Below are 16036 nucleotides of genomic sequence, written 5' to 3'. Positions count from 1 at the left end.
CGCAAGCTCACTCCTCGCCCGCGCGGCGTCAATTTGGCGTCGGCCTGCGGGGCTCGCAAGCTCACTCCTCGCCCGCGCGGCGTCAATTTGGCGTCGGCCTGCGGGGCTCGCAAGCTCACTCCTCGCCCGCGCAGTACGCTTGTCTGTCGTGACCGCTGCCGATTACGCCGAACAGCTCAAGGAACTCGACGCGACCCTGCGAAACATCGAGGCCGTCCTCAACCTCGACCGGCTCCACGAGGACAAGGCCCGCCTTGAGCAGGAGGCTTCCGCCCCCGACCTGTGGGACGACCAGGCCAAGGCTCAGCAGGTGACCTCGCAGCTGTCGTACGTCAACGGCGAGATCAGCAAGCTGGGCAGCCTGCGCTCCGGCCTCGACGACGCCCAGGTGCTGCTGGAGCTGGCCGAGGCCGAGGCCGACCCGGGCGTGTTGACCGAGGTCGAGTCGGAGATCACCGGGCTGACGAAGGCCATCCAGGAGATGGAGGTCCGCACCCTGCTCTCCGGCGAGTACGACTCGCGGGAGGCGCTTGTCGCCATCCGGGCCGGCGCCGGTGGCGTGGACGCTGCGGACTTCGCCGAGATGCTGCTGCGGATGTACCTGCGCTGGGCAGAGCGGCACGGCTACCCGACCGAGGTCTACGAGACCTCCTACGCCGAAGAGGCGGGCCTGAAGTCGGCCACCTTCGCGGTCAAGGTGCCCTACGCGTACGGCACGCTCAGCGTCGAGTCGGGGACTCACCGGTTGGTCCGGATCAGCCCGTTCGACAACCAGGGCCGTCGGCAGACCAGCTTCGCGGGCGTCGAGGTCCTGCCGGTCACCGAGCAGACCGACCACATCGACATCCCGGAGAACGAGGTACGCGTCGACGTCTACCGCTCCTCCGGCCCCGGTGGACAGAGCGTCAACACCACCGACTCGGCGGTCCGGCTGACCCACATCCCGACCGGCATCGTGGTCACCTGTCAGAACGAGAAGTCCCAACTGCAGAACAAGGCCTCCGCGCTGCGGGTGCTTCAGGCCCGACTGCTGGAGCGCAAGCGCCAGGAGGAGCAGGCCAAGCTGGAGGGGCTCAAGGAGAACGCCGCCGGTTCGTGGGGGGACCAGATGCGCTCCTACGTCCTGCACCCGTATCAGATGGTGAAGGATCTCCGCACCGAGCAGGAGACCGGCAATCCGAGCGCGGTGTTCGACGGCGAGTTGGACGGTTTCATCGAAGCGGGGATCCGCTGGCGCAAGCAGCGGCAACTCGCTAACGACTGAGCGTGACGGCTCGCGGGCGGAACGCGTCGTCGATCTCCAGGTAGAGGCCTGATTCGACGACTCGTGCCCGATCGGCGGGGCGTGGGGCTTGGCTCAGTTGTTACACCGCGTAGACTCACCACCCGTGATTCAGCTTGAGCAAGTGACGAAGACGTACCCGAAGGCGTCCCGGCCTTCGCTCGACAACGTGTCCGTCTCGATCGAGAAGGGCGAGTTCGTCTTCTTCATCGGTCCATCCGGCTCCGGCAAGTCCACGATCATCAAAATGCTGCTGCACGAGGTTGCCCCCAACAAGGGCCGCGTCGTCGTCAACGGCAAGGACGTCACGTCGATGCGCTCCTGGAAGCGACCCCACTTCCGGCGCTCCATCGGCTGTGTCTTCCAGGACTTCCGGCTGCTGCCGAACCGCACCGCCTACGAGAACGTGGCGTTCGCTCTCGAGGTGATCGGCAAGACAAAGGCGGTTGCCCGCCGGGTCGTGCCGGAGGTGCTGGAGCTGGTCGGGCTCGGTGGCAAGGAGCACCGCTACCCGCATGAGCTCTCCGGTGGTGAGCAGCAGCGGGTCGCCGTCGCCCGGGCGTTCGTGAACCGTCCGCTGATCCTGCTGGCGGACGAGCCCACTGGAAACCTGGACCCGGACACCTCGATCGAGATCATGCGCTTGCTGGACCGGATCAACCGCACCGGCACGACCGTCGTGATGGTCACCCACGACTCCAACATCGTCAACCAGATGCGCCGCCGCGTCGTCGAGATCGAGAGCGGTCGGATCGTGCGTGACCAGGCCCGCGGCGTCTACGGGTGAGCCAGCACTTCACCCCTGCGCAGCCTGACGACGAACTCTTCATGCCGGAGACCCGGAGGAAATCCCGATGCGCGTGAAATACGTCCTGTCCGAGGTACTGGTCGGACTGTGGCGCAACGTGACCATGTCCATCGCGATGATCATCACGATGGCGGTCTCGCTGACCATGCTCGGCGCCAGCGGTCTCATGTACCGCCAGGTCGACGACATGAAGGACCTCTACTACAAGAACATCCAAGTCTCGATCTTCCTCAAGACCGACGTCACCGATGAGCAGCGCGAGCAGGTTAACGCGAAGCTTGATGTCGACCCGCTGGTCAGCGACGTCATCTACGTCGACAAGGCCGAGGCGTACAAGCGGTTCCAGGAGATGTTCCAGGACGCGCCTGATCTGATCAGCGCCGTCAAGGAGGACAGCCTTCCCCCGTCGTTCCGGATCAAGCTGAAGAACCCGGAGCAGTACAAGAACATCTACGACCAGTACAAGAACACCGAGGGCGTCGAAGAGATCGTCGACCAGAGCAAGCTGCTGGACAAGATCTTCAACATCCTCACCGCGATCCAGAACATCGCGTTGGCCGCCGCCATCGTGATGGCGGTCGCCGCCTTGCTGCTGGTCGCGAACACCATCCAGGTCGCCGCGTACAGCAAGCGACGTGAGGTCGCGGTCATGAAGCTCGTCGGCGCGTCGAACTGGTTCATCCAGGCGCCGTTCGTGCTGGAGGCCGTTGTCGCGGGTCTGATTGGCTCACTGCTCGGCCTGGTCGCACTGATAGCGGCGAAATATCTGCTCTTCGACGGGTCACTCAAGGCCCTGGAGGGGCTGCTCTCGCCGATCAGTTGGGGCGACATCCTGTTCATCTTCCCGCTGATGGCCGGCGTCGGTGGTCTGATCAGCGCCGCCACCGCCTGGATCACCCTCCGCTTCTACCTGCGGGTCTAGGTGTTCTGCCGCTGACCTGAGGACCCTCCCGCCCGGAAATAAACGGCGCGGGAGGGTCCTTGTCATTCGGGTAGCATGATCCGTTGTCCGGCCGGGGTGAGCCCGGCCCACGGACGTCCGGAGAGGGGGTGGCACCGATGCCACGGGAAAAGGGGCGCAAGGTGGTCGCCTCCAACAAGAAGGCGCGCCACGACTACGCGATCCTCGACACGTACGAGGCGGGCATGGCGCTGACCGGCACCGAGGTCAAGTCGCTGCGGGCCGGGCGGGCGTCGCTTGTCGACGCGTTTGCCCAGGAGCGCGACGGCGAGTTGTTTCTGCACGCCATGCACATCCCGGAGTACACCCAGGGCACCTGGACCAACCACGAGCCCCGGCGTACCCGTAAGCTGCTGCTCAACCGGGGCGAGATCGACAAGCTCGTCGGCAAGACCCGCGAGGGCGGTTTGACCATCGTCCCGTTGCAGGTCTACTTCTCCGACGGTTGGGCCAAGGTCGAGATCGCTCTGGCAAAGGGCAAGAAGTCGTACGACAAGCGTCAGGACCTCGCCAAGCGGGACGCGGACCGGGAGATCGCCCGGGTGTCCGGTCGGCGCGGCAAGGGGATGGACGAGTAAATCGTCCCGTTTGCCCGGGTCGGCCCGCCGACCCGGGGCTCGGGATGAAAGCGGTTGCGGCAGGCGTTAGTCTTGTCAGTGCCACCACATCGGTGGCCTGCCGAGGGGGTGACTGGTTTCGACTTCGTACGCAGCGACAGGGGAAGCGAGCCGAGGAAGCCGACGTCGTCTCGAGAATCGATCGTCGGAAACTTATAAGCGCCAAGAACACTCGCGCTGACTTCGCTCTCGCCGCCTGAGGCGAGTAGCTAAGTCTGTCGGTCTGGGAACGCCTTCGTCCCAGTAGCCGGCATCAGCTAGAAGGCTGGCCAATCGGACCCGGTCGCGGGGTCCGTGCGGCGAGATTAATCAGCGACTGGGCCCGTCACACCAACTTGCTCGCGTGAGCGGTGGGGCCGAGTAGAGGCACAGCGAGCTGCGCTCGGAGAAGCCCTGACAAACCGGCGAAGGACCCGGGTTCGATTCCCGGCACCTCCACGAATGCGGTGTAGGAGCAACTTCCCACACCGAAGACGCCGCGGTCGAGTCTCCTGTTGATCAGGGGGCGCGACCGCGGAGTTTTTCTGTGTCACGAACCGTGGCTGCGCAACGGCTGGGAAACCGAGGCCGTGGCGTAGTCGGGCAGGGTGATGGCGTCCGCCTTCTGGAACTGCCGGGCGAGGATGTCGCGCATCGGCCAGTGCCCCATCATCCGCATCGACTGGTTCCGCGCCCAGATCATGAGCCGGCTCTGGGGTGCGAACCCGCCGAGCCCTCCGGGCGGCAGTTCCTGGCACTGGCGGACGTAGTCGCGCATGACCTCCTGGTAGCGCGCGAACGCCGGGCCATGGTCGCCACCAGCCGAGGCCAGCTCGCCGGCGAGCACGTACGCCCCAACCAGCGCCATGCTGGTGCCCATGCCGGTCAGCGGCGAGCCGCAGTACCCGGCGTCGCCGAGCAACGTCACCCGTCCCCGCGACCAGTTCGGCACGTGCACCTGGCAGATGCTGTCGAAGAAGAAGTCCGGTGCGTCGGGCAGCGCATCCAGCAGCGCCGGCACCCGCCAACCCACCCCGGCGAAGGCGTCGGTGAGCAGGCGGCGCTGCTGGTGAGCGTCGTGCCGGTCGTACGTCAGTGGCGGGGAGGTGAAACTCAGCATGGCCTTCGCGGTGCCGCCCCGCTCGGGGCGGATCCCCGCAGCCCGCCCGCCAGGCGCGTTGTACATGAGGAACCAGTCGTTCAGGTCGCCCGGATCCGGCACTGTGAAGTACGCGGTGTACCCGCCGAGCGGCTTCACGTACTCCTGCTCGGGTCCGAAGGCGAGCCGGCGTACGCCCGAGTGCACCCCGTCCGCGCCGATGACCAGGTCGAACGTGCGCACCGTGCCGCTGGCGAAGCGGACCCGCACCCCCGTGTCGCCCTGGTCGAGTTCGGTGATCCGGTCGGCGAAGAGGTACTCGACCTCACTCGCGGTGGCGTCGTGGAGGATCCGGGTCAGGTCGCCCCGCATGATCTCGATCTCGGCCACGATGCCCTCGCCGCCGAAGAGGTCGGCGGACATCCGGGACACCCACCGGCCGTTCGCGTCGACGTTGGCCACGCCTCGCTCGTCGACCTGGTCCTCGCGTACCCGGGGAATCAGGCCCATCCGCTCGACCACCTCGCGGCCGGCGCCGCGCAGGTCGACGGCCTGACCGCCGGGGCGCAGGCCGGGTGCGACCTCCACGACGGTGGGAGTGAAGCCGTGCCGGCGTAGCCAGTACGCCAGTGCCGGCCCGGCGATGCTGGCTCCGGAGATGAGGACAGTTTTGCTGGTCATGGGTCAATCCCCGCTCGTGTACGGTGTACAACATGTTGCGTACAGGCTATGCAGGCCGCTCGGCGCGGGGCAATACCTGCTCTGGCCAGGCGTTTGGTAGGCAGTACCGTACTAGTACGGATACTAGTACGGTCCACCTGCGTGGCAGTCGGCTGCCGCATCGCTACGGTGAAATACCCGACACCTGCGTACTAGTACGCCGGCCCGGCGCGCAGGGGCTGGGTGGCGTGGCCGGGGTGACGGGATGAGCCGACCGGAGGCGCCGTACCTGCGCATCGTCGAGGAGATCCGGCGCCGTATCGACGGCGGCGAGCTGCGCCCCGGCGACCAGGTGCCCTCCGCCCGCCGGATCAGCCAGGAGTGGGGCGTCGCCATCGCCACCGCCACCAAGGTGCACGCCGCGCTGCGACAGCAGGGGCTGACCGAGGCGCGCTCCGGCGTCGGTACCGTCGTAGCCAGCGCCCCGCAGCCTGCGCGTGTCCCGGCGCCGGAACGCGCCCGACGGCCTCGCGGCGCGGCGCGGCCGGGAGGCGAGGGCGAGCTGAGCCGTGAGCGCATCGTCGCCGTCGCGATCGCCGTCGCCGACGCGGACGGCATGGCCGAGCTCTCCATGCGCCGCGTCGCCACTGACCTCGGCGTCGCCACGATGTCGCTCTACCGATACGTGGCAGGCAAGGAGGAGCTGCTGCTGCACATGATCGACGCGGTGTTGGGCGAGGAGGAGGTGCCGCCGCCGAGCACGGAGGGCTGGCGGGCCGATCTGGCGGGGATCGCCCGGTTGGAATGGCGCCTATTCCGCCACCATCCCTGGCTGGCGCCGGCCATGTCGATCACCCGACCCCAGCTCACCCCGAACGCCGTGGCGATCACCGACGGGGTGCTGCACGCGCTGGACGGACTCGGCCTCGACTCGGAGACCCAGCTCTACGTGCACCTCACGCTCTTCAGTTTCGGGCGGGGGTTGGCGACGGCGATCGAGCCGGAGATCGAGGCGCAGCGCGAGACCGGCCTGACCACCGACGAGTGGATGACTTCCCAGGAGGCGCGGCTGGCGGAACTGGCCGCCGCCGGTTCGCCGCTGCTGCGGATGGCCATGCGCAACGACATCGACTTCGACCTGGACAGGCTCTTCGAGTTCGGGCTGGCTCGTCTGCTGGACGGGCTGGCGGGGCATCTGTCGGACGGCGGCGGCCCGGGAACGGGCCGTACCGCAGCCTGGGTCACCTCGCCTACGCTGCCCCTGTGACGAACCAGGAGCTGCGCCTGTCGGTCGGCGCCTCACCCAGTCAGCGCACGATGGCGGTGCTGGGTGGTGTCTTCATCGCGGCCGTCGGTGCGGCATTCGTGGTGCTGCCGCTGATCGCTGGCGGGCTGCTGAGCGGGCTGGCAGGCCCGGGTGATCCGCTCTCCTCCTACGAGGAGGCTCGCGACCTGCCGCCGGGAATGTTGCCACCCGTGCTGCAGGACTCCGGCGGTGGCGGGGAACAGGCCGGGCCCGGTCTGTTCATCGGGCTGTGCGGCCTGCCGTTCGTCCTGCTCGGCATATACCTCGTGCTGCGGGTGCTTCGCACGGCCGCTTGGCTGGACGGCAGCCGGGCGCGGGTGCGGGGCGCGATCCTCAGCCGCAGCGTCGACCTCGCCACCGCCCGGATCGACGCCGGCGAGGTCTCGTATCGCGACGCGGAGGACGACTTCCCGGCGCGTGGGCAACGGGTGCCGACGATCATCGCCACGGACCAGGCGAGCGGGCGGCGCGTCACCATCCCGCTGCGTGGCATGGGGCTGGGCATCCTGCCCCCGTCCGAGCTGCGAGCGCTGGCCGAGGCGATCACGACGGGCCGACCGGTCGACGGGCGGGACGGCGACGCGCATGCCGTCGCCAACCAACTGCGCCGCCTGTCGGAGCCTTCCGAGGCGGACCAGTGGGGCCTGCGGGGCCTGCGGGGCCAGTGGGGCAGATGAGCCGTTCGTCGACCCTGGACAGGGCGGCCGGGCAGGCCCACCATCGCGGTATGGGGTAGCAGCGCCACGCGGGAGGTGCCATGGTCGCCGGTCCGGTCCAGCAGCCGTCACTCGTCACGCGACCGTCCGCGGCACGCCCGCACCCGGCTGGGCTCCCCGCCGATCCGCGCCCCAGCACGCTGTCCGCCGATCCGCACCCCATCGGATTGCCCGGTGAGCCGCGCCCGGCCGGGCTCGCCGGTGACGTGCACGCGCTCGGCCGGGCCGTCGCTGTGGCGACCACCGAGCCGCGCTGGCGCGAAGAGGTCCTGCTCCGACTGCGTCCGGTGGGGCAGGGGTTCGTCGAGCACATCCGGGTCACCGAAGGCCCCACCGGCCTCTATCGGGAGTTGCTGACCCAGTCGCCACGGCTGGACCACGGGGTGCGGCTGCTGACCCGGGAACACGCGGCGATCATCGCCGCGATTCTTGCGGTACAACGGGTCGCCGAGCAGCCCGAGGTCAACCCCGACGAGTTGCGGCACCGGGCCGGAACCCTGCTGCGGAGGTTGGCCCGGCATCGGCGGCGCGGTGCCGACCTGCTCTGGGAGGCGTACCAGACAGATCTGGGTGGCGAAACCTGAACGTCGATCGGGAACCGGGGAGTCGGCGGCGGCGTCGAACCGCACATGCGTCGACCGGCCCTGCTGCTCGTACTCCCGTTGCTGCTCGCGGCGGGCTGTGCCTCGAACGGCACGGATCCGTCCGCCTCGAGTGGCGCAGATCCTTCCGGCGTACCCAGCGGTCGGTCGCACCGCGCCGAGGAATTCGACCGGCGGGCCACCGAGGTCGCCAAGGCGTGGCAACCCGGCCCCGACTGGCGCACGAGGTATGTCCCGCTGGAGGGGCCGACAATGCTCACCGGCGACCCGCACTTCACCCCCGACACCGAGGCGGCCTTCCGGGCCGGGTGGTACCGCGAGCAGGTCGCGATCCCGCCCACCCGGGTCGGCGACGATATCCGATTCCCGGACGGCCGGCTGACCCTGCCATTGGTCAGCGCCGCCGAGGCGTACCGGCAGCTCGACCAGGGTGACCCGCTGCCCTGTCCGGGGCGTCCGAAGCGGCCTGGTCTGCCGACCCCCGGCGGCCCCACCGTCGAACCAGGGCCGGATGGGTGGGCCAGCAGCACGACGCAGACCGCCTGCCTCTCCCTCACCGTCACCGGGGTCACGTTCGGCGCCGTGCCGGTCCAGACCAGCCGGGGTGAGGCGCAGGTCCCGGCCTGGCTGTTCACGATCAAGGAACTGGCCACCCCGGTGGCCCGGCTCGCCGTCGCGTCGACGGCGGTAACGCCGGTTCCCGAGCCCACCGCGCCAACCCGGCCGCTGCCGGACGGGTTGGTGGCCGCCCAGGACCTCGCGGCCCTCGACGGTGCCCGGCTGACCGTGCGGCTCGGCGTCGGTGCCTGCGACAGCGGAATCACGCCACTGGTGTGGGAACGCCCCGACGTCGTGGTGGTCGGCGGGAGCATCACCCCAGCCACCGGCCTCTGCCCCGCCGTGCTCAAGCTGGAACCCGTCACCGTCACCCTCGCGGCACCGCTCGGCGCCCGGCCGGTGCTGGACGTCTTCACCGGCGCCCCACTCTCGATGGCCCCACGCTGACCGGCCGACTACAAAGGCTTACCGGACCGGCTCAGAGGATGCCGGGCACGTCGGTGCTGATCGGCACCGGCAACACGGTGGGACGGTCGGCGCGCAGCCCGGTGGCGAGCGCCGCGCCGAGCTGGTCGGGGGTCTGGACCACCTCGGTGGCACAGCCGTAGCCGGACGCGATCGCCACGATGTCCAATCCCGGCAGGTCCAGTCCGGGCACCCCGGGAGTGTCCTTCAGCTCGGCGAACGCCTTGAGGATGGCGTACTGCTGGTTGACCGGGACGACGACCACCACCGGCAGTGCGAGGCGCGCGGCGGTCCACAACGCCTGCACCGAGTAGTGGAACGAACCGTCACCGATGACCGCCACCACCGGACGGCCACGGCGGGTGTCCCGCTCGGCGAGTGCCACGCCGATCGCGGCTGGCAGGCCGTAGCCGAGGCCGCCGCTGGCCATCGTGAAGTACGACGCCGGCCGGGTGATCCGCAACTGCCGGCGCAGCGCGGACAGATTGGACGGTGACTCCTGCACCAACACCCCGTCCGCCGGCCAGTGTGCGGCCAACCCGGCGAACAGGGCGTCGGCGCTCAGCGGGGAGGTGATCTCCGGCGTGGTCGGTGCATCCCGGGGCGGGGGGGATGGCCGGTCGGCCGCCGGCACCCGGTCGATCAGCGCGGCCAGGGTCAGCCCCGGGTCGCCGAGCAGGCTGTCGCCGACCGGGGCGCGGGCGGCCTCGTCGGCGTCGTCCGTGACGTGCAGCAGGCGGGCGCCCTCCGGTAGGTGCTCGCCCGGTATGTGTGGGTAGTAGCGGAACACCGGGGCGCCGATGACCAGCACCGTGTCGTGCCCGCGCAGCGCGTCCGCGAGCGGGCCGATCGCGTACGGCAGCACGCCGCGAAAGTGCGGGTGGTCCTCCGGGAACACGGCGCGTTCGGGTGCGGGGGCCGACCAGACCGGTGCGGCCAGCCGCTCGGCGAGCGCGACCGCAGCCGGCCAGCTTCCGGAGCGGTCCACGCCCGGCCCGTAGACCAGCACCGGGTTGTGGCTGCCCGCCAGGATCCGGGCGAACTCGTCCAGCCGTTGCGGGTCCGGTGCGAACCGGGTGGCTACCGTTCGTGGTGCGGGCAGATGGTCGGCGGGCTGGGCCCAGTCGTCCATCGGCAGGGAGAGGAACACCGGCCCGGCCGGTGGCTGCACCGCCGTCGCGTACGCCCGCAGCACCGCCGCGGGAATGTCCTGCGCCCGGGCCGGCTCGTAGGCCCACTTGACGTACGGCTGAGGCAGCTCGGTGGGCCGGCGGCTGGTCAACCGCGGTTCGAGCAGCAGCATCTCCCGGGTCTGCTGACCGGCGGTGACGATCAGCGGGGTCTTGTTGTGCCAGGCGGTGACCAGGTTGCCCATGCCGTTGCCGGTGCCCGGGGCGGTGTGCAGGTTGACGAGGGCGGGTGTTCCGCTGGCCTGGGCGTAGCCGTCGGCCATCGCGACCGCCGTCGCCTCGTGCAGCGCGTGGACGTAGTGGAAGTCGGCGGGGAAGTTTTGCAGGAACGGCTCCTCGGTGGAGCCGGGGTTACCGAAGACGGTGGTCATGCCGAGGGCGCGGAGCACGTCGTACGTCGCGTCCCGGACCGTTGCCATCGCCACCCGCCTCCGTCTCGGGCAGGGGCGATTACGGCCGCCCTCCCGATCATCCGAATCTATCGGGATGTGACGGACCTTTCGGGTGTTTCCCACGGGCCCATCCGGCGGACCGCGTCCGTGCCTGCTCAGGGCAGCGGGAAGGGCAGGGTAATGCCGTCCAGCGCTTGGCCGCAGGCGCAGTCCTGCGCGGCGGGCAGTGCCGCCAGAGCATCCAGCAGGACGTCCCGCAGTCGGTCGGTGTTGGCTGCGAAGACCCGGAACACCTCGTCCTGGGTCACCGACTCGCCGGCCTGCACCCCGGCGTCCAAGTCGGTGATCAACGCGATCGAGGAGTAGCAGAGGGCCAGCTCCCGAGCGAGTACGGCCTCCGGGTGACCGGTCATGTTGACGACAGTGCCGCCGATCGAGGCGTACCAGCGGGACTCGGCCCGAGTGGAGAACCGCGGGCCCTCGACCACCACCACCGTCCCCCCGTCCACTGCCGTTACGTCCCGGCCAGCGGCGGCGGCGAGCAGTGCCCGCCGGCCGTTCGGGCAGTACGGGTCGCCGAACGGCACGTGCACGGCCCCCTGGTCGTAGTAGGTCTGCACCCGGCCGCTGGTCCGGTCGATCAGCTGGTCCGGCACCACGAACGTGCCCGGGCCCAACTCCCGACGGAGCCCACCGACCGCGCACGGTGCCAACACCTGGCGTACGCCGAGGGAGCGCAACGCCCACAGATTGGCCCGGTAGGGGATCAGATGCGGTGGATGCCGGTGGTCCCGGCCGTGCCGGGGCAGGAACGCGACCCGTCGCCCCGCCACCTCGGCGATGGTCACCGCGTCCGACGGTGGCCCGTACGGGGTTTCCAGCTCGTGGGCGGTGCCGTCGAGGAGGGAGTACAGGCCCGACCCACCAATCACCGCAATGTCCGCCGTCGGTGCCATCGGTCCTCCGTCTTAACTGTCCGATCACCTGCCGGTCAGACCTTAGCCAGCACCCGGGACGCAAGCTATGGTGCCAGGCATGGCGTTGACAGCGCGGCTGACCCCGATGCACCGGGCGGATCCGGTAGATGACCGATCCCCGGCGCGGGCTCACGGTTGACAGGTGTGTGGGATGCAGGGAGAGGGCCAGGCGATCGGCGGACGAGCTATGGAGTCGATGACCGGGCGGCTGCTGGTCGCGACTCCGGCGCTCAAGGACCCGAACTTCGACCGTACGGTGGTGCTGCTCGTCGCCCATGAGCCGGGCGGCGCGCTCGGCGTGGTGCTGAACCGGGCCACCGAGGTGCCGGTGGCCGATGTGCTCGGCGACTGGAGCGACCTGGCCCGCTACCCGGCGGTGCTCTTCGAGGGCGGGCCGGTGCAGCCCGACTCGGCCATCTGCCTGGCCCGCATGCGGCACCCGATGCGCCGGCTGAAGGGCTTCCACCAGGTCTCCGGAGCGGTCGGCACGATCGACCTCTCGGTCGACCCGGAGCGGCTGCGGGAGAGCATCGGGGGCATCCGTGTGTTCGCCGGCTATTCCGGCTGGGGCAGCGGCCAGTTGGAGCAGGAGATCGCCGATGGCTCCTGGTTTGTGCTGGATGGGCTGCCCGGTGACGCCTTCGTCGACCGGCCCGATGACCTGTGGCCGATGGTGCTGCGCCGGCAGGGCGGGATGATGGCGGCCGTCGCCCACTTCCCGCCGGACGTGGCGCTCAACTGACCCGGATCGGCGGGGGACCCCGCGAGATGACCATGCCGGCCGGTCTGTGTATAGTTTCCCAGTGCCCGGGCGACCGGGACAAAGGCAAGGGGCCGTGGCGCAGCTGGTAGCGCACCACACTGGCAGTGTGGGGGTCAGGGGTTCGAGTCCCCTCGGCTCCACCCTTGTGAACGCAGGTCAGCGGCCCGGTTGATAATCAACCGGGCCGCTGTCTGTTGTCCCGATCAGGCACTCGTGTCCGAGTCGACTGCACTGCCGTCAGGCGGTGCTGCCCGGTCAGGGCGTTGCTTGCGATATGTCCGGTAACGGGGGCTATCAGCCTTGGCGGCTCTTCCACTGCGGGTTCGCGCGGTTCACCACGACCACCCGGCCACGACGGCGGACCACCACCGAACCCGGCTTCTGCTTCAGTGCACGCAACGAGCTACGTACCTTCATGTCTGCCTCCTCGGTGCAAGCGGTTCCGAGTATCGAAACGCTCCGCCCACCCTCCGGATTCCCGCCGACCTGCAATGATCGCGGACGATGGGTCAGGAGGTGTCCAGTGTTGCCTGGGGTGTTCGTGTCCGTTGTCTACGCGTTCCTCGGATGGCTCGTCGCCTACACCGCCCGGGTCGCCCTGCGACCGTCGGTCAACAGATACCGCAGCCCCGGGGTGCGTACGCCGCAGACGTTGCGGTCGGCCGAGCACTGGCACGCGGCACACCGTCGGGTCGCCCGCCCCCTGTACCGGACGGGCATCCTGCTGGCGGCTGCTTCGCCGCTCCCGGTCATCCTCGGTGTCGCCTTCGGTGACCCGCCGGTGATCGCGGCCGTGCTGGTGCTCGCCGTGCTGGTGGTGCCCTATCTGCTCTACCTGGGACATCTCGCCGACCGGGCAGCCGCCGCCGTCGATGCTGAGCGTTGACGACCGGCCGCCGACGACCCGACCCGGGATGTCGATCCGCTCGCCGCCGTGCTGCTCCTGGCGTTGCTGGTCGGCGCGGGGCGGCGTCGCCGCAGCGCCGCCGCCCCGGCCGGCCGGCAGTGCGAGGTACGCAACCACCGCGCCGGGCGGCGCCGGATCTGGTGACCCGGCGGCCCGGGTGCCGCTCAGCCCAGGAGGCCGTCGATCTCGGCCAACTCCTCGGCGGTGAAGTCGAGGTTGTCGAGCGCCGCGATGTTCGTCTCCAACTGCTCGACGCTGCTCGCCCCGATGATCAGGCTGGTCATCCGTGGGTCGCGCAGCGCCCAGGCCAGCGCGAGTTGGGCCAGCGACTGACCGCGCCGCTCGGCGACCGCGCCGAGCCCTCGGATGGTGGCCATCTTCTCCTCGCTGAGGTCGCTCTCGTTGAGGAAGACGCTGGTGCGCACCCGTGAGTCCGCCGGGATGCCACCCAGGTAGCGGTCGGTCAGCAGGCCCTGGGCCAGCGGGCTGTACGCGATGCAGCCCGCGCCGACCTGCTCCAGCGTGTCGAGCAGGCCGTCGGACTCGGTCCAGCGGTTGAGCATCGAGTACGACGGCTGGTTGATCAGCAGCGGCGTACCCAGCTCACGCAGGATCGCGGCGGCCCGGGTGGTCTGCTCGGAGTTGTAGTTCGAGATGCCCACGTAGAGCGCCTTGCCGGAGCGGACGATCGCGTCCAGCGCGCCCATCGTCTCCTCCAGCGGAGTTTCCGGGTCGAACCGGTGCGAGTAGAAGACGTCGACGTAGTCGAGCCCCATCCGGCTCAGCGACTGGTCCAGCGACGAGATCAGGTTCTTGCGCGAGCCCCACTCGCCGTACGGGCCGGGCCACATCAGGTAGCCGGCCTTGCTGGAAATGATCAGCTCGTCCCGGTACGGCTTCAGATCCGTGGCGAGCATCCGGCCGAAGTTCTCCTCCGCCGAGCCGGGCGGCGGCCCGTAGTTGTTGGCCAGGTCGAAGTGGGTGACACCCAGGTCGAAGGCGCGCCGGACGATGTCGCGCTGCCGTTCGAATGGGCGGTCCGGGCCGAAGTTGTGCCACAGCCCGAGTGAGACGGCGGGCAGTCGCAGGCCACTGCGTCCGCTGCGCCGATAGGTCATGGTGTCGTAGCGGTCATCCGCGGCGAGGTAAGTCACGATCATGAGCCTAGCTCTGGCCTGCGGTGCTGGGGATCAGGCGTGCGAACCCGGACATCGGGGTAGTTTCGACGCCATGCGGTTCATCGCGCTCGACACCCCCAAACCGCTGTCCAAGATCGGGTTGGGCACCTGGCAGTTCGGCTCCCGCGAGTGGGGTTACGGCCCGGACTTCGAGCAGCGGGCGGCGCAGATCGTCCGGCGGGCCGTCGAGTTGGGCGTGACCGTCTTCGACACCGCGGAGATCTACGCCTTTGGGCGCAGCGAACGGATCCTCGGCGCGGCGCTCGGCGACGACCGGCCCAAGGTGGTGATCGCGTCCAAGATCCTGCCCGTGCTGCCGGTGGCCGCGGTGGTGCAGCAGCGGGCGGTCGCCTCGGCGGCTCGGCTCGGCGTCACGCGCATCGACCTCTACCAGGTGCACCAGCCCAACCCGCTGGTCGCGGACCACGCCACCATGCGCGGCATGCGGGCGCTTCAGGACGTGGGGCTGGTCGGCGAGGTCGGGGTGAGCAACTACGGGCTGCGCCGCTGGCAGGTCGCCGAGGCGGCGCTCGGCCGGCGGGTGCTCAGCAACCAGGTCCGCTACAGCCTGCTGGACCGCGCGCCCGAGCAGGACCTGCTGCCGTACGCCCGGCAGGCTGGCCGCGTCGTCATCGCGTACAGCCCGTTGGCGCAGGGCTTCCTCTCCGGCCGCTACGACGCGAAGAACCCGCCGACCGGCGCTGTCCGGCGAGCCAACCCGTACTTCCTGCCGGAGAACCTGGAACGCGGCACCACGCTGATCGAGACGCTGCGGCAGGTCGCCGACGCGCACGACGCCACCCCCAGTCAGATCGCCCTCGCCTACCTGCTGCGCCACCCGAACGTACTGGCGATCCCCGGTGCGTCCGGGGTGGAACAGATGGAACGCAACGCCGCCGCCGCGGACATCGACCTCGCCGACGGCGAGTACGCGGCGTTGGCCGAGGCCGCCAAAGGTTTCCGCCCGGTCACCGGACTCGCCGCGATGCCCAGAATGCTGCGTGCCCGGTTCGCCGGCCAGACAGGAAAGTGAGCACAGTGGACGACATCACCGCACTGATCCTGGACGACCACGCCGCCTTCCGGCGCGGCTTCGCCCGCCTCGACGACGCCCGCGACGAGCAGGAGTTGCTCGCCATCTGGGACGCCCTCGCCCTGCACCTGGACATCCACGCCGAGGCGGAGGAGGCGATCCTCTATCCGCACCTGGTCAAGCACGGCGACGACGGCGAGGACGAGACCGCCGACGCGATCGGCGACCACAACAAGATCCGGGACGCCATCGCCGAGGCGAAGGTGCACCCGGTCGGTTCGGAGCAGTGGTGGGCGGCGGTCGGCACGGCCCGCCGGGAGAACAGCGAACACCTGGCCGAGGAGGAGGACGAGGCGCTGCCCGACTTCCGCCGGCACGCCAGCGCCGAGCTTCGCGCCGAGCTGGGCCAACGCTGGCTGACGTTCTACGGCGAGCACAAGAACGGCCGTAACCTTCCGTTCCGCGACAAGGACCCCCAGCAGTACGTCGCCGACCACCGCTGAGATCTCCCCGGCTCGGGGGATTCGTCCAGGCCCACCTCGG

Annotated in this window: 17 protein-coding genes, 1 tRNA gene and 1 other RNA gene; 14 read left to right on the top strand and 5 right to left on the bottom strand. The window is 69.7% G+C overall.

All coding sequences use genetic code 11. The features are described from left to right. Positions 1 to 148 precede the first annotated feature (148 nt). The 5 genes from prfB (at position 149) to ssrA (ending at position 4109) form a co-directional block, all read left to right on the top strand. Positions 149 to 1264, top strand: coding sequence for a peptide chain release factor 2 (prfB, locus tag ACLQ28_RS25920; RefSeq protein WP_425688874.1), 1116 nt, complete (start codon positions 149 to 151; stop codon positions 1262 to 1264). A 124-nt stretch (positions 1265 to 1388) separates the two neighbouring features. Further along, positions 1389 to 2069, top strand: coding sequence for a cell division ATP-binding protein FtsE (gene ftsE, locus ACLQ28_RS25915; protein WP_030331491.1), 681 nt, complete (start codon positions 1389 to 1391; stop codon positions 2067 to 2069). A gap of 67 nt (positions 2070 to 2136) precedes the next feature. Then, a complete protein-coding gene (gene ftsX / locus ACLQ28_RS25910; protein WP_425688873.1) occupies positions 2137 to 3012 on the top strand; it encodes a permease-like cell division protein FtsX in 876 nt (291 codons plus the stop codon). Between the two features lie 137 nt (positions 3013 to 3149). Continuing rightward, positions 3150 to 3629: an SsrA-binding protein SmpB gene (smpB, locus tag ACLQ28_RS25905; RefSeq protein ID WP_355028000.1), complete on the top strand. Its 480-nt coding sequence runs from the start codon at positions 3150 to 3152 to the stop codon at positions 3627 to 3629. A gap of 104 nt (positions 3630 to 3733) precedes the next feature. Then, positions 3734 to 4109: a transfer-messenger RNA gene (gene ssrA, locus ACLQ28_RS25900) on the top strand. Between the two features lie 88 nt (positions 4110 to 4197). Here the strand turns inward: ssrA and ACLQ28_RS25895 are convergent. Continuing rightward, positions 4198 to 5427: an FAD-dependent monooxygenase gene (locus tag ACLQ28_RS25895; protein ID WP_425688872.1), complete on the bottom strand. Its 1230-nt coding sequence runs from the start codon at positions 5425 to 5427 to the stop codon at positions 4198 to 4200. A gap of 244 nt (positions 5428 to 5671) precedes the next feature. Between ACLQ28_RS25895 and ACLQ28_RS25890 the strand changes: the two genes are divergently transcribed. The 4 genes from ACLQ28_RS25890 (at position 5672) to ACLQ28_RS25875 (ending at position 9035) form a co-directional block, all read left to right on the top strand. Continuing rightward, the gene (locus tag ACLQ28_RS25890; RefSeq protein ID WP_425688871.1) at positions 5672 to 6673 is read left to right on the top strand and encodes a TetR/AcrR family transcriptional regulator C-terminal domain-containing protein; all 1002 of its coding nucleotides are present in this window, start codon (positions 5672 to 5674) and stop codon (positions 6671 to 6673) included. Continuing rightward, on the top strand, positions 6670 to 7389 hold the full coding sequence (locus ACLQ28_RS25885; RefSeq protein WP_425688870.1) for a hypothetical protein: 720 nt from the start codon (positions 6670 to 6672) through the stop codon (positions 7387 to 7389). The genes ACLQ28_RS25890 and ACLQ28_RS25885 overlap by 4 nt, the downstream gene beginning before the upstream one ends. A gap of 80 nt (positions 7390 to 7469) precedes the next feature. Further along, the gene (locus ACLQ28_RS25880) at positions 7470 to 8012 is read left to right on the top strand and encodes a hypothetical protein (protein WP_425688869.1); all 543 of its coding nucleotides are present in this window, start codon (positions 7470 to 7472) and stop codon (positions 8010 to 8012) included. A gap of 45 nt (positions 8013 to 8057) precedes the next feature. Further along, positions 8058 to 9035 (top strand): hypothetical protein, encoded by a 978-nt coding sequence (locus tag ACLQ28_RS25875; RefSeq protein ID WP_425688868.1) that lies wholly within the window; start codon positions 8058 to 8060, stop codon positions 9033 to 9035. Positions 9036 to 9066: 31 nt separating this feature from the next. On the opposite strand, the gene mdlC is transcribed toward ACLQ28_RS25875, so the two are convergent. Further along, a complete protein-coding gene (gene mdlC / locus ACLQ28_RS25870; RefSeq protein ID WP_425688867.1) occupies positions 9067 to 10662 on the bottom strand; it encodes a benzoylformate decarboxylase in 1596 nt (531 codons plus the stop codon). A gap of 128 nt (positions 10663 to 10790) precedes the next feature. After that, positions 10791 to 11591, bottom strand: a complete 801-nt coding sequence (locus ACLQ28_RS25865) for an S-methyl-5'-thioadenosine phosphorylase (protein ID WP_425688866.1) — start codon at positions 11589 to 11591, stop codon at positions 10791 to 10793. A 172-nt stretch (positions 11592 to 11763) separates the two neighbouring features. On the opposite strand from ACLQ28_RS25865, the gene ACLQ28_RS25860 reads away from it, so the two are divergent. Together ACLQ28_RS25860 and ACLQ28_RS25855 are read left to right on the top strand one after the other, a co-directional pair. Next, positions 11764 to 12354: a YqgE/AlgH family protein gene (locus ACLQ28_RS25860; protein WP_425688865.1), complete on the top strand. Its 591-nt coding sequence runs from the start codon at positions 11764 to 11766 to the stop codon at positions 12352 to 12354. Between the two features lie 88 nt (positions 12355 to 12442). After that, positions 12443 to 12515 (top strand) — tRNA-Ala (locus tag ACLQ28_RS25855). A gap of 154 nt (positions 12516 to 12669) precedes the next feature. Here the strand turns inward: ACLQ28_RS25855 and ACLQ28_RS25850 are convergent. Next, positions 12670 to 12792, bottom strand: a complete 123-nt coding sequence (locus ACLQ28_RS25850) for a 50S ribosomal protein L36 (protein ID WP_030490864.1) — start codon at positions 12790 to 12792, stop codon at positions 12670 to 12672. 118 nt (positions 12793 to 12910) lie between these two features. On the opposite strand from ACLQ28_RS25850, the gene ACLQ28_RS25845 reads away from it, so the two are divergent. Beyond that, the gene (locus ACLQ28_RS25845; protein ID WP_425688903.1) at positions 12911 to 13261 is read left to right on the top strand and encodes an SdpI family protein; all 351 of its coding nucleotides are present in this window, start codon (positions 12911 to 12913) and stop codon (positions 13259 to 13261) included. Positions 13262 to 13446: 185 nt separating this feature from the next. On the opposite strand, the gene mgrA is transcribed toward ACLQ28_RS25845, so the two are convergent. Continuing rightward, a complete protein-coding gene (gene mgrA, locus ACLQ28_RS25840; RefSeq protein ID WP_425688864.1) occupies positions 13447 to 14442 on the bottom strand; it encodes an L-glyceraldehyde 3-phosphate reductase in 996 nt (331 codons plus the stop codon). Positions 14443 to 14512: 70 nt separating this feature from the next. Here mgrA and ACLQ28_RS25835 point away from each other — a divergent pair, with 70 nt between their 5' ends. Both ACLQ28_RS25835 and ACLQ28_RS25830 read left to right on the top strand, forming a co-directional pair. Continuing rightward, the gene (locus ACLQ28_RS25835; protein WP_425688863.1) at positions 14513 to 15493 is read left to right on the top strand and encodes an aldo/keto reductase; all 981 of its coding nucleotides are present in this window, start codon (positions 14513 to 14515) and stop codon (positions 15491 to 15493) included. A gap of 5 nt (positions 15494 to 15498) precedes the next feature. After that, on the top strand, positions 15499 to 15996 hold the full coding sequence (locus tag ACLQ28_RS25830; protein ID WP_425688862.1) for a hemerythrin domain-containing protein: 498 nt from the start codon (positions 15499 to 15501) through the stop codon (positions 15994 to 15996). Positions 15997 to 16036 lie beyond the last annotated feature (40 nt).

Origin of the sequence: Micromonospora sp. DT201 (genome assembly GCF_049841575.1) — a bacterium.
Taxonomy (GTDB): Bacteria; Actinomycetota; Actinomycetes; order Mycobacteriales; family Micromonosporaceae; genus Micromonospora.
The sequence above is the reverse complement of the archived record's forward strand: the minus strand, read 5'-3'. Positions and strand labels throughout refer to the sequence as shown.